Here is an 18,512-nt window from a genome sequence, read left to right as displayed (position 1 = left end):
TTTATCAACAATCGGTTGATTAAAGTTATCTTGCAGCCGTTTAAATGTCTATATTATGTATCGTTCGCATACGTGTGGAGAATTACGTATTCAAAATGTAAAACAGGAAGTTGTATTGGCGGGCTGGGTGCAAACCGTTCGCAAATTTGGTGCTATCACCTTTATTGATATCAGGGACCGTTATGGTGTTACGCAACTTTTGTTCAACGAAAAGTTCAATAATGCTTTAGATAAGGCACCACTGGGCCGCGAATTTGTGATACAGGCTACAGGTGTTGTGCTGGAACGCAGTAACAAAAATCCCAAGATACCTACCGGTGATGTTGAGATAGAAGTGTCAGACTATAAAATACTCAATAAGTCCGCTGTTCCTCCTTTTACTATAGAAGAAGAAACAGATGGTGGTGACGAATTGTTGATGAAATATCGTTACCTGGATCTGAGACGCCAGCCGCTGCGCAGGAACCTGGACCTTCGGTATCGTATCAACCGCTCTGTAAGGAACTACCTGGATGGACAGGGCTTTATGGAGATTGAAACGCCGTTCCTTATAAAATCAACACCTGAGGGGGCTAGGGACTTTATCGTGCCATCGCGCATGAACGAAAACCAATTCTATGCTTTGCCACAAAGCCCGCAGACATTTAAGCAATTATTGATGGTCAGCGGTTTTGATAAGTATTTCCAGGTGGTAAAATGTTTCCGCGATGAGGACTTGCGGGCAGACAGGCAACCTGAATTTACGCAGGTCGATTGTGAAATGAGTTTTGTTGAACAAGAAGACATTTTGCAAACTTTCGAGGGGCTGGTCAAATACTTATTCAAAGAAGTAAAAGGTATCACTTTTGATGACGATTTTCCCCGTATGACCTGGGAGGAGGCAATGTGGAGTTATGGGAATGACAAGCCTGATATCCGTTTTGGTATGACCATTAACAACTGCAAGGCCAACAATAATGTGTATGCAGAAGTACTGAGTGAAGTGGATTTTAAAGTGTTTTCCGACGCGGAAACCATATTAGCTATAACAGTGCCCGGCGCTTCGGAGTATACCCGTAAACAACTGGATGAGCTTACTGAATGGGTAAAACGCCCGCAGATAGGCATGACAGGGCTGATATACCTGAAATGTAATGCGGACGGTACATTCAAAAGTAGTATTGATAAATTCCTGGATGGTAACAAGCCTGAACAACTGGCCGGGTTCTGTGGCGCTGATACCGGTGACCTGGTATTGATACTGGTTGGCACAGACGATAAAGCAAGGAAAGCCATGAGTGAATTAAGGCTGGAAATGGGTAACAGGCTGGGGCTCAGGAACCCCGATAACTACAAGCCATTGTGGGTGGTAGACTTTCCCTTATTGGAGCATGATTCGGAAGAGGACAGGTGGGTGGCGCGGCATCACCCGTTCACATCACCCAAGCCTGAACATATAGAATGGCTGGCAATGCCTGAAAAATATGGCGATATAAAGGCAAATGCTTACGATATTGTTCTGAATGGTACCGAGATTGGCGGCGGATCTATCCGTATCTATCAAAAGGATATTCAGCAACAGATGTTTGCCGCTCTGGGCATGGATGCCCATGAGGCAAATGAGAAATTTGGCTTCCTGCTGGGGGCATTTGAGTATGGGGCTCCCCCACATGGTGGTATTGCCCTGGGGTTCGACAGGCTTTGCGCGCTTATGGGCGGGCAGGAGTCAATAAGGGATTTCATAGCCTTCCCCAAAAACAATGCAGGCCGCGACGTAATGCTGGATGCGCCTTCATATGTTGATGATAAACAATTGGATGAGTTGAATATCAGAATAGTTAATACTAAAAAAGATGTTACTGAATAGGGGGACTTATGTTTTGATTTTCTGTTCAGATTATTATCTTTATAGCTGTAATAAAGTACTATGAAGAAACTTTTAATTGCTTCTGCATTGATATTAGGAGCCTCTATGGCTATGTTTTCATGCAATAACGGGGCCTATGATGCGAATCCTAATGTAGATGATGGTGCCGCGCTGAACCCCCTGAGCCCCGATAGTGGTGGTGTTTCTGTGTACCTTGGGTCTATGGAAGGTGTACTTAACAACAGGAAACTGGTTTATGCTCCCGCATTTTACTATGTAGATACAGCAGGTAATACGCAGATAATAGCCAGGGTTAAAGACGACAGCATTTTTCATCGTACTTTAAGGGTTACTTTTGCTCCATATTCAGGTATTGATACCTACTCAGTTACTGCCGGTGATATGAACCCAAGGGTGAATTTTGTGAAACTGGATACCAGCCGTGTTGACTTGGCAGGCAGGAAGATATATAACACTTATACAGCAAATACCGGTGATAAATTGGGTTATGCTACTATAAACATAATAGGTGAAGAAGGCGGCAACTACAGGGGATATTTATTTGGTAAATTATACCGTGTATTACCCGAAAAACAATTTGCCGACACAATGAGCTTAGAGTACACTGAGTTTTATTTCAGGAAGTTGAACTGGCCTTTGCCTCCTGAATATCTTCAGTATTTGGCAAACTAATTGAACATATTAATGATACTATAAAAAGAGCAGCCACGCATTGCGTGGCTGCTCTTTTTATGTCCATTTTCCGGATGTCTAGTAGTAATGGAATTCATTCTGCCTGAACTTCCAAATAAAGCCTGCATAGGCATCAATATTGTTTATCTTATTGGTCATTATCGATGATACAGCTGATGTGCTACCTAAATAGAATGGGCCTACACGTATTATTGCACCTACAGTAAATGTCTGGTAGCCTATCAGGGTAAAAGGTAATGATACTTTGGCTTTACGGCCTCCGTAGCTGGGGGTAAAGTTGATATAGTTTACATATGCCGGTTTATATACAGTGGCGCTGTTCCCTCTCAGGTTCAACAGTAGGTTTATAGCAAAATTCAGTTTATCTCCTGCATTGTAATCAGCATTCAACCTGAAAGCAGTAGGCAGCCCTACACGAAACTTCTCATGTTCTTCCTTCTTTCCAAGTAGTGTGTCCTTATCAAGTTTCTGCATATATTCAGACATGGCCTCATAGTCACGCTTGATAAGTATCCCTGTGTCAACATTGCTCATAGCAAGCCCATATGAACCACTGCCTTTATCCGCAACATAACCTATACCTCCTATATCTGTTAATGATGCTGCTACGCTGAACATGTAGGGTGTAGGCTCATTAGGGGTGCCATTAGGATGATATTCATATTGTCCGCCTATGTCCAATCCCAGGCCCCATCGCCCTGCACGTTCAAACCATGATGTCAGGTCGTTCTGTGCGTTGGGGTCTATATATGGGCCGATATTATAGGTATAATTGACGTTTACATCTCCTTTTACAGACCTCACACTGTCGTAATTGGCAGTATACTGTAGGTCGGGCGCATATATACTTCCGGCAACAAACCCCATCAGGTATTTTACAGAAACGCCACCTCGCAATACATGGTAGTAATCATTGACCATTATTCTTCCGTAACTGAAACCAATTTCTGCAAACGTATGTGTAGTGAACCCTGCATTCGTAAATGTGATTGGGTCACCATTGGGTATTTTCTTGCTACTGTTGCCCAGTACATCGAAATTTACGTCCGATATATTACCCGCCCTGTAAATCTGGCGGGCACGTGTGAAAACGCCGAAGTGATGGATGTCTTTATATTTAAATGACACGGCAGGGCCATTTATCTCAATATTGGCCCACATGTTTTTGTTGCTGCCTTCCAGTTCCCGGTAATAATCCTTATTCTCTATTGCCTGCCCGTTGAACCCCTGGTAGATGAACTTCTTTTTGAAATCATAAGCATTAGTGCCTGCCAGGCCGTTTGCCGAAAAAAGCAATACCTCTGTCCCGTTCTCAGAAAAGTTAACATAGGCAGGATTGGTGGCCATATGTTGTATGGCAGCATATTCTGTTGTGTTTAGACCAATGAATTGCTGTGCAGGGCTTAATAGCGGCAATAGCAGTACAGGTAGGATCAGCAGTGGTTGCACAAAGGAACGTTTCATTTAAGATATTGCTCTTGCTGTTTTGTTGTATGAAAAATAAGTGGGGCAATTTACTGATATATTTCCAAGGGAATGACTCTTAAGAAAACATAGTGGTGAAATATCCGTTTTCAGGGGTTGTTTTACAATCTCATGGCATAAAAAATGCCCCGTTACGAGTAACGGGGCATTTTTATGTTGTTGGTAAAAACCGAAATTAAGCGATCTCAACTTCAGCACCAGCTTCTTTCAGCTTAGCAGCCAGGTCGTCAGCTTCTGCTTTGCTAACACCTTCTTTCACGTTCTGAGGAGCGCCGTCTACCATTTCTTTAGCTTCTTTCAAACCTAAACCAGTCAGTTCTTTTACAACTTTAACTACGTTCAGTTTGTTAGCGCCGGCAGCTTTCAGTACTACGTTGAATGAAGTTTTCTCTTCAGCAGCACCGGCGTCGCCACCACCTGCTACTGGACCTGCAACAGCTACAGCTGCAGCTGCCGGCTCGATACCGTATTCGTCTTTCAATATCTGTGCTAGTTCGTTAACTTCTTTAACTGTAAGGTTAACGAGTTGTTCTGCGAATTCTTTAAGTTCTGCCATCGTAATGATGTTTTAATTTTCAGTTCAAAAATAAATTTAATATAGTTGGACTTGGAAGCCGTATTTATGATGCTGCTCTATCTTCCAACGCCTTAACAAGGCTAGCCAGTTTGTTACCTGCGTTAAGCGCACTGATAACATTTTTGGCAGGAGATTGCAACAATCCGATGATCTCGCCGATAAGCTCTGTTTTGCTCTTAAGCGATTTCAATACTGTCATGTTCTCTTCACCTACAAATACATCGCCATCGATGAAGGCTGCTTTGAATACAGGCCTTTCGGTTTTGTTGTCTTTGCGGAAAGTGCTGATGATGACAGCAGGTTCTTTTGCAGACTCGGAGAACATCAATGCTGTAACCCCTTTCAGAGAGTCGAATGCTCCTGTGTAGCGATCAGTATCAAGTTGCTCCAAAGCCTTTTGGATGAGGGAGTTCTTAGCCACCTTCATTTCCACGTTCTTTTCGAAACAGATACGACGAAGTTTGCTCGTCTGGTCTGCTGATAAAGATTCTGTATCTGTAAGGTAAAAGTTGTCATACTGAGAGAATTTCTCTTTCAGTGCTTCTATCACTTCACCTTTTTGAGCGGTTGTCATTGCCATTGCTAAATGTTTTTAAGGATAATTAACCTTCAAATTTCACGTTTACGATGCTACACTTTTAGTATCGATAGTTAAACCAGGGCTCATGGTACTTGCCATGCTCACACCTTTCAGGTATACACCTTTAGCTGTGGAAGGTTTCATACGTACCAATGTGTTGATCAATTCCTGAGCGTTCTCAGCCAATTTGTTAGGCTCGAAAGATACGCGGCCAACAGAGGCGTGGATGATACCTGCTTTGTCTACTTTAAAGGCGATCTTACCACCTTTAACATCGTTTACGGCAGATGCCACGTCGTTGGTAACAGTACCTGTCTTAGGGTTTGGCATCAGGTTACGAGGACCCAATACTTTACCCAACCTACCTATCTTAGGCATTACGGAAGGAGTAGCGATAACCACATCTATATCGGTCCATCCACCGTCGATCTTTTGGATATAGTCATCCAAACCAACGTGGTCTGCACCTGCGGCTTTAGCTTCAGCTTCTTTGTCAGGAGTACAAAGCACCAAAACGGTTTTTGTTTTACCGGTACCGTGTGGAAGCGTCACCGTACCACGGATAGCCTGGTCTGCCTTCTTAGGGTCAACACCAAGGCGTATGTGAAGGTCAACGGAACTGTCGAAACTTGTACAGTTGATATCCTTCATCATCCCTGCAGCTTCTGCAAGGGAGTAGTTCTTTTCTTTATCTATTTTAGCTTCTGCAGCTTTTCTTTTCTTTGTTAGTTTAGCCATTGCACTAAGTTTTAATAAGGTGAATCAATGGATTAATTGTCCCATGGGGCTGCGCCTGAAACCGTGATACCCATGCTGCGCGCTGTACCTGCAACCATACGCATGGCGCTTTCTACAGTGAAGCAGTTGAGATCAGCCATTTTGTCCTTGGCGATTTCTTCAACCTGAGCCCATGTTACCTTACCAACCTTGTTGCGGTTAGGCTCTTGAGATCCTTTCTTTTTCTTGGAAGCTTCCAACAACTGCACGGCAGCAGGAGGAGTCTTGATTACGAAATCGAAAGATTTGTCTGCATAAACTGTGATAACAACGGGAAGGACTTTCCCCATTTTGTCCTGTGTGCGAGCGTTGAATTGCTTACAGAACTCCATGATGTTCACACCCTTGGCACCTAGTGCAGGTCCTATCGGTGGTGCCGGATTGGCTTGGCCGCCTTTACATTGCAGCTTAACGAAGCCGCTGATTTGTTTAGCCATTTTTTTGACTTTTTTGGTGTTAACGAATCTCGGGGTTGTTCCCCGCTTATTCTCCCAAATGCGTTCTTATAAAGAGCAATATGAGAATTGGACGGCAAAAGTAGAACTAATATTCAAAACAAAAAAATAAAAATTTATTTTTCTGTTGCGCTGCCGGCGCGGTTTTTAATCAATAGCCAGCTTATACATGCTGCCGTTGTCGCCTACTATTATCAGCCTGCCGTCAGGCGCCAGTGTTATAGCACGCAATGCATTGCCGGTGAATTTCTTATACTCTGTCCAGCTATTGCCGCCATCGGTTGTGTATATCAGCAGGCCGTCTTCGCCGCAGGCCCAGCCTTTGTTGCTGTCTTTAAAATATATGTCCAGCAGCATGTAGTTCTTTTGTATTAGCAGGTTGCCGTTGCGCAGTTTGTCCCAGGTAGTACCGCCATTAGTGGTATGGTAGATGGTGCCCCTATACCCGCACACCCATACTTCCTGCTCATTCAGGCAGTATACCGACATGAAATTGTCATTTTTCACATCCATATACGCCCAACTATCTCCGCCGTTGTCTGTTTTCAGTACCGCACCAAAACCGGCTATATAACCCGTACCCGGCAGAGGCATAGCTATATCATTCAGGCCGAATTTCATATAGGTAGTATCGCTAATGTTGTAATTGCTGTCTATCCTTACTATCGTACCATAATTCTGGGCGTTGGTGGCCAGTGCTATACATCTGCCATTGGTAGTAAAAGCCATTGAGTTGAAGAACCACCAATAAGCGAGTTGGTGAAAAGACCAGGTAGCACCGTGGTCATTGGTTGCCAACAGCTTACCATCGGTTCCGCAGAGCCAGGCCTTGCCATTTGCGTCAACAGCCATGCCATACATGCCTTTGCCGGCCTCAGGGTACGATGCCAGCGACCAACTTTGCCCGGCGTCTGTGCTGGTAATGATATCTGCCTCATGAAATCTTTCACCACCACCAACAATGCATACGGAGTCATTCATGAAGTGTATCCTGTTCAGCCGGGAGATGGTATTCAGGTCTACCTGCTCTATTTTGCCGGGTTCTATGGTCTCCTTCCTGCACGATGTTATATTAGTAACTACCAGCAGTATAAATACGATCAGTGACAGGTTACGCATCACAATAGCTATCTTGTTGTTCAGTTTATACACTTTCAGATTACCTTTTCAGGTAGTTTATTATTGAGCCTCCGAATGTTATCGGCAGGCCGGATATCAGCCCAAATATAGGAAACATAGGTACGCAATCATACCCGACAGTTTATTGGTGATAATTATCCTTATTTATCGCTCTTTACGTCAACAGTAGGTATACGCACTATCTCTACCGTTGATGAAGCCAGCTTCACCGCCCCGTTCGTCTTTTGGATGGCTACGCCTATTTGCTCATTCAGCACATGTTTTACATGCCTTCTCTTTTTGTAATCAACTATATACCTCAGGTTGAATTGCATCCAGTTGTCCGTCATGGTAATGGCCAGGGTAGGGGCTACGTTGGCATCTTCTATATAGTACTTCTTTACTATCTCCTGCCAGGTGGCTATGGATTGCTGCACATAACCAGACAACTCTTCTGAGGCTATGTCTATTACTATCGACTTGGCCATTTCAATATCTGAGCCATACCTGATGGGCAGGTCAAACTCATCCCATACAAAAGGAAAATCCTGCGAGTAGTTGTAAATGGGCCCTCTGAATACAAACGCATTGCTCAGCTTAACAATACGGCCACTGTAGTTATCCGTGCTCACCCATTCGCCTATTTCCATCATCGTGGTGTATATGCTGTCTATGTCTATCACGTCGCCTTTTATACCATTGATCTCTATCCTGTCTCCCGGCTTGTACACCTTCACCAGGAAGATGTAGAACGAACCTGCTATGCTCAGTATCAGCTCCTGCAGGGTAATCGTAATGCCCGCCGTCAGCAAACCAAAGGCGAGCGTAAGGTCACTGATGCGGCCTGTGAAATAAGTGATGGTCAGCAAGACGATGAGTATATAGCCCAGTATCTCTATGCCCTTTTGCGACTTGTACCTGATGGTCGTATCAGGCAGTGCCTTCTTCAGTAGTTTGCGGATAAATGAAACCGCGAAGGCTATCAGCGCTATCCATACCAGGTATTTCAGGATGTCTACACTCACCGGGTGGTCGGCCAGCCATGATTTTATGTATTGAACAAGATCCATCAACAGGAATTATATCCTGCAAAAATACAATTTAGTAAATGGTATATTGGTGATTTATGTCATTTGTTGTGCGTGTGCAGAGCGTTACCCGAAAGGGAATTAGCTCACCAAATGGCAATTCAACGGCCCGTCATAATAAGGTTGGTCCTGGTCCTTGCTGATATCAGTACAGTTCTGCTTTGCCGAAGCGCGAGTGGCTCCTTTTACATCGGTCTGGTAAGGTGTTGCAGAGTCCATTAACTGGCAGGAGCACCGGTATGTCTTTTGGCAGGATGTCAATGCGATGCTTGCAGCAAAAACGGTTATTGCTATCAGTGTTTGTCGTTTCATTTTGAAATATGTTTTGGTGAGTGCGTGTATGTGGATAACGTTTTGAACGTCATTTTATTGTGTGGGGGTTCCACCACACCAGTCATTGCGAAGGAGTGTACCATCACATCACACACCGTCATGGCGAGGGAGTAACGCCCGTGGCGTTATGTACGTGGCCATCCAGCCAACCACCACTCTCCCCGTCATTGCAAAGAAGTATTTGCCTCGTCAAATACGCATGAAGCAATCCAGCCATGCGCCGGACACACAACTCATTCGCAAAATGATTCTACAGATGTTTATTCGTCACACTATTACTTCAATATGCCACACGAAGTACTATATTTATAACATGTTCAAAGGCGGTTGGGTATACATTATGGCATCTGTAAGCAAAAGAGTGTTGTATGTAGGTGTCACATCCGACATTGAAGGAAGAGCATGGGAGCATAAGAACAAAGTCTACCCGGATAGCTTTACAGCAAAATACAATTGTGTGCTCCTTGTCTACTATCAGTTCTTTGATAGTATAGAATCTGCCATAGAAGAAGAAAAGCGCATCAAATCATGGAAACGCTCAAAGAAAGAACAACTGATAAACAGACTGAACCCCGATTGGTCGGACCTGGCAGATAATATAGAGTACTGAGTCTGGACTGGATCGTCACGTCGTTCGTTCCTCTCTCTTCACGATGACGGGATAGGGGGAAGCCGAACGCACCCACAGCCAACCACGACCACACCCGTCATTGCGAAGGAGTATTTGCCTAGTCAAATACGCATGAAGCAATCTAGCCACGCGCCGGACACACGACTCATTCGCAAAATATCTCGTTCACACACGTAATAATAAACGCGTGACTAGATCGTCACGCCTGCCCCGATGAAGGCGGGGTCGTTCGTACCTCTCTCCTTACGATGACGGGAGAGGGGGAAGCCGAACACCAAACCCACAACCTACCACCACACACGTCATTGCGAAGGAGTATTTGCCTCGTCAAATACGCATGAAGCAATCCAGCCACGCGTCGGACAGGATACTCATTCGCAATCAGTTACGGATACTTCCTCCCCCTCGTAAAAGTTTAAAACTTAAATGACGAATATATAGCAGGTTTGTAACCGGCAGCACGTATTCTTCAGCTACCCCTCCCTCATAAAACGATCCTGCCCATCTTATCATCCTGTTAATCCTGATTCAGACAATAATTAAAATTGACATTATCACATATTTAACGTATATTTGCTAACAATGTACACACTAAAATAAATATCGCCATGCCCAACCTAAAGCATCACTTCAAGTTCGCCGCCCCGCTGATAAGCGGGCTTTTTTATACCCTGTACCTTCCTGTCAAAACATGGTTTTACTTAACAAACTTTAACAATTATACAGGTAATGCCTTGGTAGTCAATAAGTTAGTATTTTCACCATTTCTCAGGAAGTCGCGGCTACTTAACAATTTGGCATCGCTCCGGCGTGGCATCCATTATCAATTGACATGCTGTGGAAAACTACAACAGGGTATGCCCCTCCTTTTTCGTTATTTTGTTAGACGCAGTTTGGATAGTGCCATATGAAATTCTCACATCTACATAATCATACCCAATTCTCTTTGCTGGATGGTGCCTCATCCATCCCACGCCTGTTTGACAAGGCGATAAAGGATGAGATGCCCGCCATGGCCATTTCCGACCATGGTAACATGTTCGGCGTGTTCGACTTTGTGGCCACCGCCTGGAAGAACACCAAAGTAGTAGGAACAGACGAGAATGGAAAAGAGATAAAGGAGCCCGTGGTAAAACCGGTGGTGGGTTGTGAGTTCTACTTGGTAGAAGACAGGCACAAGCGCCAGTTCAGCCGCGACGAGCGGGACGTGCGCTACCACCAGCTACTGCTGGCCAAAGACGAGGTGGGCTACCGCAACCTCGTTAAGCTATGTAGCCTCGGCTACATGGAAGGGCTGTACGGCAAGTACCCGAGGATAGATAAAGAATTGATCCTCAAGTATCACGAGGGGCTTATCGCAACTACTTGTTGCCTGGCTGCCGAGGTGCCGCGTACCATTTTGCGCAAGGGCGAGGAGGAAGCCGAAAAGGTGTTCAAGTGGTGGCTCGACCTTTTTGGCGACGACTACTATGTAGAACTGCAGCGCCACGAGATACCCGACCAGGTAGCCGCCAACGAGGTGTTGCTGAAATTCGCAAAGAAGTACAACGTACCCGTTATCGCGTCTAACGACAGCCACTATGTGGAGCAGGACGATGCCAACGCACACGACATCCTGTTGTGTATCAACACGGGCGAAAAACAGTCGACACCCAAAGCGAAAGATTTTGATGACGAAGGGGGCAAGAGCAAAGACACCCGCTTCGCATTCTATAACGACCAGTTCTTTTTTAAGAACACCCAACAGATGACGGATCTGTTCAGGGACATCCCGCAGGCCATCGACAATACCCAGATGATAGTGGACAAGATAAAGCCGCTGAAACTGGAAAGGGATATCCTGCTGCCGCACTTTAAGGTGCCGGCAGAGTTCAACGACGACCAGGACAGGTACCTGGAGCACATCACATGGGAGGGAGCCAAAGAAAGGTACCGGGATATAACGCCCGAGATAGAAGAGCGTCTCAACTTCGAGCTGTTCACCATCCGCACCATGGGGTTTGCGGGTTACTTCCTTATCGTGGCCGACTTTATTAAGGCAGGCCGCGACCTTGGGGTGTTCGTAGGGCCGGGCAGGGGTAGTGCCGCGGGTAGTGCGGTGGCCTACTGTATCGGCATCACCAATATCGACCCTATTAAGTACAATCTCCTGTTCGAGCGTTTCCTGAACCCGGAACGTAAGAGCATGCCCGATATAGATACGGATTTTGACGATGCGGGCCGCCAGAAGGTGATAGACTATGTGGTGGATAAGTATGGTAAGAACCAGGTGGCACATATTGTTACCTACGGTACCATGGCCGCCAAAAGTAGTATCAAAGACGTAGCCCGCGTGCTTGATCTGCCGCTCGACCAGAGTAATATGCTGGCCAAGCTGGTGCCCGAACGCCCGGGTATATCACTGAAAAGATTACTGAACGCACCTATAAAAGGCGACAAGAGCCTGACCGATAAAGAAGGCCTGGGTGCCGATGAGATAGCCAATGTTGAGAAGCTGCGTGAGTTCCGCACTTCCAATACCGAACATGGCAAAGTGCTGAAGGAGGCAGAGAAGCTGGAGGGTAGTGTGCGCAATACGGGTATACACGCCGCGGGTATCATCATTGCCCCGAAAGACCTTTCGGAACTGATACCTGTTTGCGCTACCAAAGATGTGGAGCTGCTCATCACCCAGTTCGAGGGTGGTATCATTGAGAACTCCGGCGTTATCAAGATGGACTTTTTGGGTCTTAAAACCCTGACCATCATAAAAGATGCGTTGGCGCTCATCAAGCGTAACTACAATATTGATATCGAGATAGACGAGATACCGCTGGATGACGAGGAGACCTACAAGCTATACCAGAAGGGAGAGACCAATGGTACCTTCCAGTTTGAGAGTGTGGGTATGCAGAAGTACTTGCGCGAACTGAAGCCGGATAAGTTTGACGACCTGATAGCAATGAACGCCCTCTACCGCCCGGGCCCGCTTGAATATATACCCAACTTCATACGCCGTAAGCATGGCGAGGAGGAGATAAGCTACGACTTGCCGGAGATGGAAGAGTACCTGGGCGATACTTATGGTATCACGGTATACCAGGAGCAGGTGATGTTGCTGTCGCAGAAGCTGGCCGGCTTTAGTAAAGGCGACGCCGACGTACTACGTAAGGCGATGGGTAAAAAGCAGAAGGCGGTACTGGACAAAATGAAAAGCCAGTTTGTGGAAGGGGCCAAAGAAAAAGGACACCCCGAAGACAAACTGAATAAGATATGGACCGACTGGGAGGCATTTGCACAATACGCCTTCAACAAGTCGCACTCAACCTGTTATGCCTTCGTGGCCTACCAGACGGCATACCTCAAGGCGCATTATCCGTCAGAGTTCATGGCTGCGGTGCTCAATAACCAGGGCAATATCGATAAGATAAAGTTCTACATGGAGGAGTGCCAGCGTATGGGCTTGTCGGTATTGGGGCCCGATGTCAACGAGAGCCTGAAGGGTTTTTCGGTAAGTAAAGAGAGTGTCATCCGTTTCGGGATGAACGCCATAAAAGGAGTAGGAGAGGCCGCCGTGGAAGACCTGATACGCGAGCGCGAGGAGAATGGTTTGTTCTCGTCTCCTTTCGACCTGGTTTCCCGTGTCAACCAGCGTACGGTGAACAGGAAATCGCTGGAGAACCTGGTGCTGGCGGGTGCTATGGATAGCTTCCCCGAGCTGCACCGGGCGCAGTATTTCTACGCGCCTTCAGTAGACCCGATTACAGGCCTGGAACGCCTCACGCGCTTCGGCAACCAGGTGCAGGCGGCGGGCTCTATGACGGCCAACAGCCTGTTTGGCGAAACGGATATGCCGGACATCAAGCCACCTGTAATGCCCGAATGTGAGCCATGGACATTGTCAGAACTGCTGGAGAAGGAAAAGGACGTGGTAGGTATCTACCTGAGCGCCCACCCGCTGGACGGTTATAAGTTCGAAATGGAGAAGTACGGCTTCACCAATATCATTGATGTAGAGAAGTGTGTAGGCAGGACGATACGTATAGCCGGTTTCGTGACCGATGCGGAACACAGGACAACGAAGAAGGGCTCAAAATTCGGCAAGCTGGTGCTCAACGATTACACGGGTCATATTGATATTATGTTCTGGCAGAACAACTATGTGAAGTATGCCAACTTCCTGGATAATGGTCAAAAGCTGATGATACAGGGCTCTTACCGTGAACATCCTTACCGCCCAGGTGTTATGGAGTTTGATATACAGGATGTGATACTGCTGGATGATGTGAAAAAGAAGTTCACGAAAAAAGTGCATATGCTGGTGCCGCTGGAGAAGGTGAATGAGGAACTCATCAACTTCCTGGGTGTGAATCTCAAAGCCAACCCGGGTAATACCGATCTGAGGATACAGGTGCAGGATAACACAGCCAATATGACAGCGGCACTCAAGACAGGTGGGCAGAAAATTGCGATAAATGACGAACTGGTGCAATATATAGAAGATCATAGTTATATACGCATGCATATTGAAACGCAGTAGTGTCAATAACTATGTGGATAGCTTATGTGAGTATTTGAGCCGTCTATTGTAGTAGTTGTAATATGGTCGTATTTTTGCCGTCTTACTTAATGAGAAAATTATTTTAATTAATTATAAAACAAATAAAAATGGCAGCAGTATATACAGATGCTAATTTCGAGGCAGAAGTGCTGAGCACAGACAAGTTATCAGTTATCGATTTTTGGGCCCCATGGTGCGGTCCTTGTCTGGCTTTAGGACCTACTATCGAGGCTTTGGCTACTGAATATGACGGTAAAATAAACGTTGGTAAAGTGAACGTGGATGAGAATCCTAATTTGTCTATCGAGTATGGTATCACCAGTATACCTGCGGTACTGTTCATCAAAGGTGGCCAGGTAGTAGATAAGCAAGTGGGCGCAGCACCCAAAGGTGTATTCGAGAAGAAGATACAGTCTCACCTGTAATGTATTATAGGGTTAGTAATATATAACAAAGCTCCGCTATGGCGGAGCTTTGTGTTTTAGTGCATAAAAAAGCATTTGTTATAAGCTATATCAATGCTATTTCTCATGCAATATTTCGTTATATTTTACAGATTCACCGGTACTGCCGGAGTTCCATGTCTCAGTGAAATAGGTGATGTCATCCGAGCTTTTTGAGTATTGCAAATCGATTATGCCACTTTGCCCTTCAATCCTATACTGATGAGTTGCAGGGTCTGCATTGCTCCATATTCTGGGTAAGGTGTAGCTATTAAGTTCATTCTTGTATCCATTACTTCTCTGGCAACTGATGCTATCTTCTGTAACCGATGAAATAATCAGAATAAAGGAATCAATATTAACGGTATCTGCATACTGGTTATTTTTATAGTGATATGATGATATATATATACCGTGCAGCTGATGAGTACCTACCAGATCTTTAGATAATGCTATTTCTGACTTTTTGATTTTATTACACTGTGTTAACAAACAGCAGGAAGCAATGGTTATTACCAGGGTTGTTATTCTCATAAGGTAGGTTTATAAAAACAAACTCAAATATGATGCCATAAACTTCAGATCATTTCAAAGCATTCAGCACAGCCAGTAGCAGTTTACCGTCTATCCGGTGTTTGTAGTCGGGGTTGATGTATTCAAATAGTATGTCTCCGTTCTTATCTACCACAAAAACAGACGGTACCGGTAGAAATCCCGGGTTCTTTCCTCCTGAATGCTTTTGCAGTTGGTTGGTCTTCCATTTATGGTCTGGTGATTTATAGGCTATACCCATAGCCTTACAGAAAGTCCCGTCCCCGTCTGAGAGTAAGGTATATTTAAGTTCTTTTTTGTCTACTGTCACTTGCAGTTGTTCCGGGGCGTCCGGGCTTACGGCTATTACCTGGTACCCGGCTTTTATGATTTCATCCTCTATACCGGCTATTTGGGCCAGGTGTGCATTGCAATAGGGGCACCAGCCACCACGATAGAATATCAATACAGAGGGCTTTTGCTTTACTATATCGCGTATCTGTACAGGTTGGTTGTCTGTATTCAGTAGTGTTGCGGCAGGTATCTCTTCGCTTATAAGCAGGGGAGATATACTGTGGGCGTCTTCTGCAAACTGGGCGAAAACAGGAAAACTGAGACATGTGATCGCCAGTAAGAACAAGTATTTCATTATGTGGTGTTGTTTTCAGGTAAGACAAAAAATAACCCCGTACCTTACAGTACGGGGCTGAATATGTTAATATTATATAGTTTTATTACTTACCGTAATCTTCAACAATACCGCAGTAGTGGTATACTATTGCCGGGCGTTGCAGGTAATCTTCCTCGGTCTCATAATATTTACACGCATCTTCAGCATCATATTTTGTACCCTTGATGGTGTGGTGAGTTGTCTCGGTCTTCAATGTATCCTGGGTGTCGATTGCATAGGTTTTTAAATCACAAACACAATCGTATGTCTTGTGGCAGGAAGTTAAAGCAAACATCATCAAGGCCAGTGCGCCGGATATGGTCAAAATATTTTTCATGAACTCGTATTTATCCTCTAAAAATATGGTTAGTATTTGAAAAAAACAAGCGACTCGTAAATGAGTCGCTTGATTTGTTGTTGTAGCCTCGACAGGAATCGAACCTGTATCTAAAGTTTAGGAAACTTCTATTCTATCCATTGAACTACGAGGCCGTTTGGGGGTGCAAATTTAATGAATTGACATTAATTACCTAATAGAAGTTTTTTTGATGCCATTTTGGGTATGTGTAATACTATATATAATCAGCCAGAAGCTGTATTTTGTAGCCGTATGAGGTATTTGTTTTGCGCAGATAATAGTTTTAGACCTATCGGAACCCAAATGAAGCGCAGCATGATATTATGCTTGCTGTCCGTGGTTGTCGTTTTTGCTTCATGTACACGCGACGACAATTATCAGAAGAAGGAAGACACACCGGAATATGTAGAGCCCGCTACAATAGATCTTGGCGAATATCGTACCGCGCATGATATACCGGGTTACAAGTCATATCTGGATAGTATCTATGCCTTATTTGCTAACAGGAGTATCAGTGACCGGTTTTATGTCTGGTACTTATATGCGGATTCGTATGACAGGATTGGGAAAGATAGCCTTGCAATTGTTTATACAGACAGTGCAATACAGCTCTTAGATAACAATCCCCCGTCAAATTTTTCGCGTGACAATTATCTTTGGGCATACTACTTTAAAGCTGACAAAGAATTAAGACGTAAGAATCTTGATGTGGCATACAAGTATTATTACAAAGCTTTATCAATGGCTGAAAAGTATCATGATACCTGTGCGATCGGGTATTACGACCTTAAGATCGGTCTCATCATGTTTAGCACCCGTCAGTATAAAGATGCTTCCAGGTATTTTGTTAGTGCATATGATAACTGTCTTACATGTGAAAGGAACTTCGGGTACTTTTACAGAACACAGGAGTTGCTGAATGATATAGGATTATGCTTTGAACGTTTATCTCAATATGACAGTGCGATACTATATTATAAGAGGGATATAGAACTGCTGGAAAGCAACAGGGAAAACTTTCCTGATCAACGCAAAAGCCATATGGAGCTGGCGATAGCTATAGCAAAGGGTAATCTGGGAGGTGCTTATGCCAAAGCAGGTATGCCCGATAGTGCAGAACAAATGTTTAAAGAAAGCCTGTCCCAGGAAGACTACATTTTAGAGGAGCCAACTGATGCTCAGTTTACCCGTCTCAAGCTTGCTGAATTATACATAGGTAGCGGCAGGCTATCAGAAGCAAAGGGGCTTATCGATGAAATAGGGGAAATCAATAACGGGCAACCTGATAGAAACGTCTCGCTTAGGCTTGACAAAGTATACTGGCAGTATTGGGATAAAATGGGGGATACTAAAAAGGCCTATTCCTACTTGCAGTCATATAGGGCAAAAGAAGATACGGCAAGAAAATACGATATCAGTTTTTCACTGGCCAGCTTAGACAATAACGTAAAGAATATTGGTAACGAATATAAGATATCTGTATTGGAAGAAACTGCGAGCCAGCGGAAAATGTATCTCGTTGCCTTGATAATAATCGCTTTGTTCGCAGTTGTTATCATATTTCTTGTGATCAATAACCTGCGTCGTTCCAAGGTGCATGTTGCTAAGCTGACAGAAATGAATGACCGTATAAACGAACAGAGAAGACAACTGGAAAATACACTGCAAGAGCTGGAAAATGCCACTGGTGAAAAGGACAGGATATTAAAAGCAGTTTCGCATGATATGCGCAGCCCTATCAATTCTTCACTGGCATTGGTAGACATACTCAGGTCGCAGACTGACAAACTGGATGAAGAGCAGCTGGAGTACATAGACCTGATAAAAAAATCGAATGAGAATGCTTTGGGACTGACCAAAGACCTGCTTGAAGTTGCAACATTAAACACAGAACAATTGGAAAAAGAGCCTGTTGACATTACATCCGTTATGAGAGACAGGGTGAAGCTCTTGAAATATAAGGCTGCGGAAAAAGGGCAGGAACTAAGGTTCTCGGCACCGGATGATCATATTACTGCAACTGTCAATGAGGAGAAGATACTGCGTATACTCAGTAACCTGGTTACCAATGCAATAAAATTCAGTTCTATTGGCGGTGTCATAAATATCGACCTGAATAAAAATCCTGATTCTTTTATACTTAAAGTACAAGATAATGGGATAGGCATACCCGACAAAATGAAAGGACATGTTTTCGACCTGTTCTCAGAAGCAAAACGTTTTGGTACTTCAGGTGAGCAGCCTTTTGGTTTAGGGTTGTCTATTACTAAACAGATAGTAGAGGCACATAGTGGTAAGATATGGTTTGAAAGTGAAGAGGGGAGGGGTACAACCTTTTATGTTGAGATACCGCTATAGTACCTGT

Annotated in this window: 17 protein-coding genes and 1 tRNA gene; 6 read left to right on the top strand and 12 right to left on the bottom strand. The window is 44.6% G+C overall.

All coding sequences use genetic code 11. The annotated features are described in order from the left end of the window. Window positions 1-55: 55 nt before the first annotated feature. Window positions 56-1,846 carry an aspartate--tRNA ligase gene (gene aspS / locus H6550_10865; GenBank protein MCB9046620.1) on the top strand — a complete coding sequence of 597 codons (1,791 nt, stop codon included), beginning with the start codon at window positions 56-58 and terminating at the stop codon, window positions 1,844-1,846. Window positions 1,847-1,906: 60 nt separating this feature from the next. Next, on the top strand, window positions 1,907-2,539 hold the full coding sequence (locus H6550_10860) for a hypothetical protein (protein ID MCB9046619.1): 633 nt from the start codon (window positions 1,907-1,909) through the stop codon (window positions 2,537-2,539). 78 nt (window positions 2,540-2,617) lie between these two features. Here the strand turns inward: H6550_10860 and H6550_10855 are convergent, their stop codons facing one another. The 8 genes from H6550_10855 to H6550_10820 all read right to left on the bottom strand — a co-directional run bounded on the left by H6550_10855 (window position 2,618) and on the right by H6550_10820 (window position 8,953). Then, entirely contained in the window at window positions 2,618-4,024 is a 1,407-nt protein-coding gene (locus H6550_10855) for a hypothetical protein (GenBank protein MCB9046618.1), read from the bottom strand. A 196-nt stretch (window positions 4,025-4,220) separates the two neighbouring features. Continuing rightward, a complete protein-coding gene (rplL, locus tag H6550_10850) occupies window positions 4,221-4,601 on the bottom strand; it encodes a 50S ribosomal protein L7/L12 (GenBank protein ID MCB9046617.1) in 381 nt (126 codons plus the stop codon). Window positions 4,602-4,665: 64 nt separating this feature from the next. Then, entirely contained in the window at window positions 4,666-5,196 is a 531-nt protein-coding gene (locus tag H6550_10845; GenBank protein MCB9046616.1) for a 50S ribosomal protein L10, read from the bottom strand. Window positions 5,197-5,244: 48 nt separating this feature from the next. Beyond that, window positions 5,245-5,940 (bottom strand): 50S ribosomal protein L1, encoded by a 696-nt coding sequence (locus tag H6550_10840; protein ID MCB9046615.1) that lies wholly within the window; start codon window positions 5,938-5,940, stop codon window positions 5,245-5,247. A gap of 32 nt (window positions 5,941-5,972) precedes the next feature. Next, window positions 5,973-6,416 (bottom strand): 50S ribosomal protein L11, encoded by a 444-nt coding sequence (rplK, locus tag H6550_10835; protein MCB9046614.1) that lies wholly within the window; start codon window positions 6,414-6,416, stop codon window positions 5,973-5,975. A 165-nt stretch (window positions 6,417-6,581) separates the two neighbouring features. Continuing rightward, on the bottom strand, window positions 6,582-7,586 hold the full coding sequence (locus tag H6550_10830) for a hypothetical protein (GenBank protein ID MCB9046613.1): 1,005 nt from the start codon (window positions 7,584-7,586) through the stop codon (window positions 6,582-6,584). Window positions 7,587-7,714: 128 nt separating this feature from the next. Next, the gene (locus tag H6550_10825) at window positions 7,715-8,623 is read right to left on the bottom strand and encodes a mechanosensitive ion channel family protein (protein ID MCB9046612.1); all 909 of its coding nucleotides are present in this window, start codon (window positions 8,621-8,623) and stop codon (window positions 7,715-7,717) included. A 99-nt stretch (window positions 8,624-8,722) separates the two neighbouring features. After that, on the bottom strand, window positions 8,723-8,953 hold the full coding sequence (locus tag H6550_10820) for a hypothetical protein (GenBank protein MCB9046611.1): 231 nt from the start codon (window positions 8,951-8,953) through the stop codon (window positions 8,723-8,725). Window positions 8,954-9,287: 334 nt separating this feature from the next. Between H6550_10820 and H6550_10815 the strand changes: the two genes are divergently transcribed. The 3 genes from H6550_10815 to trxA all read left to right on the top strand — a co-directional run bounded on the left by H6550_10815 (window position 9,288) and on the right by trxA (window position 14,570). Further along, window positions 9,288-9,584, top strand: a complete 297-nt coding sequence (locus tag H6550_10815; protein MCB9046610.1) for a GIY-YIG nuclease family protein — start codon at window positions 9,288-9,290, stop codon at window positions 9,582-9,584. A gap of 928 nt (window positions 9,585-10,512) precedes the next feature. Further along, window positions 10,513-14,124, top strand: a complete 3,612-nt coding sequence (dnaE, locus tag H6550_10810; protein ID MCB9046609.1) for a DNA polymerase III subunit alpha — start codon at window positions 10,513-10,515, stop codon at window positions 14,122-14,124. 128 nt (window positions 14,125-14,252) lie between these two features. Beyond that, window positions 14,253-14,570 carry a thioredoxin gene (trxA, locus tag H6550_10805; GenBank protein MCB9046608.1) on the top strand — a complete coding sequence of 106 codons (318 nt, stop codon included), beginning with the start codon at window positions 14,253-14,255 and terminating at the stop codon, window positions 14,568-14,570. A gap of 96 nt (window positions 14,571-14,666) precedes the next feature. Here trxA and H6550_10800 read toward each other — a convergent pair whose 3' ends face one another. From H6550_10800 to H6550_10785, 4 genes are all read right to left on the bottom strand, one after another. Next, entirely contained in the window at window positions 14,667-15,122 is a 456-nt protein-coding gene (locus H6550_10800) for a hypothetical protein (GenBank protein ID MCB9046607.1), read from the bottom strand. A 49-nt stretch (window positions 15,123-15,171) separates the two neighbouring features. Further along, complete coding sequence (locus H6550_10795) at window positions 15,172-15,768, bottom strand: AhpC/TSA family protein (GenBank protein ID MCB9046606.1); 597 nt, start codon at window positions 15,766-15,768, stop codon at window positions 15,172-15,174. An 85-nt stretch (window positions 15,769-15,853) separates the two neighbouring features. Continuing rightward, window positions 15,854-16,126, bottom strand: a complete 273-nt coding sequence (locus H6550_10790) for a hypothetical protein (protein ID MCB9046605.1) — start codon at window positions 16,124-16,126, stop codon at window positions 15,854-15,856. An 83-nt stretch (window positions 16,127-16,209) separates the two neighbouring features. Then, window positions 16,210-16,281, bottom strand: a tRNA-Arg gene (locus tag H6550_10785). 181 nt (window positions 16,282-16,462) lie between these two features. On the opposite strand from H6550_10785, the gene H6550_10780 reads away from it, so the two are divergent. After that, window positions 16,463-18,505: a hypothetical protein gene (locus tag H6550_10780; protein MCB9046604.1), complete on the top strand. Its 2,043-nt coding sequence runs from the start codon at window positions 16,463-16,465 to the stop codon at window positions 18,503-18,505. The last annotated feature ends 7 nt before the right edge of the window (window positions 18,506-18,512 follow it).

The organism is Chitinophagales bacterium, assembly GCA_020636495.1.
Taxonomy (GTDB): domain Bacteria; phylum Bacteroidota; class Bacteroidia; order Chitinophagales; family Chitinophagaceae; genus UBA5543.
This window is presented reverse-complemented; position numbering and strand designations above follow the sequence as displayed.

What these genes read in the sequence shown, in the direction of transcription:
- H6550_10815 (MCB9046610.1), top strand. Translation starts at nt 9,288, where the DNA reads ATGTTCAAAGGCGGTTGGGTATACATTATGGCATCTGTAAGCAAAAGA.
- H6550_10790 (MCB9046605.1), bottom strand. Translation starts at nt 16,126, where the DNA reads ATGAAAAATATTTTGACCATATCCGGCGCACTGGCCTTGATGATGTTT.
- rplL (MCB9046617.1), bottom strand. Translation starts at nt 4,601, where the DNA reads ATGGCAGAACTTAAAGAATTCGCAGAACAACTCGTTAACCTTACAGTT.
- H6550_10825 (MCB9046612.1), bottom strand. Translation starts at nt 8,623, where the DNA reads ATGGATCTTGTTCAATACATAAAATCATGGCTGGCCGACCACCCGGTG.
- H6550_10820 (MCB9046611.1), bottom strand. Translation starts at nt 8,953, where the DNA reads ATGAAACGACAAACACTGATAGCAATAACCGTTTTTGCTGCAAGCATC.
- H6550_10855 (MCB9046618.1), bottom strand. Translation starts at nt 4,024, where the DNA reads ATGAAACGTTCCTTTGTGCAACCACTGCTGATCCTACCTGTACTGCTA.
- H6550_10860 (MCB9046619.1), top strand. Translation starts at nt 1,907, where the DNA reads ATGAAGAAACTTTTAATTGCTTCTGCATTGATATTAGGAGCCTCTATG.
- aspS (MCB9046620.1), top strand. Translation starts at nt 56, where the DNA reads ATGTATCGTTCGCATACGTGTGGAGAATTACGTATTCAAAATGTAAAA.
- rplK (MCB9046614.1), bottom strand. Translation starts at nt 6,416, where the DNA reads ATGGCTAAACAAATCAGCGGCTTCGTTAAGCTGCAATGTAAAGGCGGC.
- H6550_10780 (MCB9046604.1), top strand. Translation starts at nt 16,463, where the DNA reads ATGATATTATGCTTGCTGTCCGTGGTTGTCGTTTTTGCTTCATGTACA.
- H6550_10840 (MCB9046615.1), bottom strand. Translation starts at nt 5,940, where the DNA reads ATGGCTAAACTAACAAAGAAAAGAAAAGCTGCAGAAGCTAAAATAGAT.
- H6550_10800 (MCB9046607.1), bottom strand. Translation starts at nt 15,122, where the DNA reads ATGAGAATAACAACCCTGGTAATAACCATTGCTTCCTGCTGTTTGTTA.
- H6550_10845 (MCB9046616.1), bottom strand. Translation starts at nt 5,196, where the DNA reads ATGACAACCGCTCAAAAAGGTGAAGTGATAGAAGCACTGAAAGAGAAA.
- H6550_10795 (MCB9046606.1), bottom strand. Translation starts at nt 15,768, where the DNA reads ATGAAATACTTGTTCTTACTGGCGATCACATGTCTCAGTTTTCCTGTT.
- trxA (MCB9046608.1), top strand. Translation starts at nt 14,253, where the DNA reads ATGGCAGCAGTATATACAGATGCTAATTTCGAGGCAGAAGTGCTGAGC.
- dnaE (MCB9046609.1), top strand. Translation starts at nt 10,513, where the DNA reads ATGAAATTCTCACATCTACATAATCATACCCAATTCTCTTTGCTGGAT.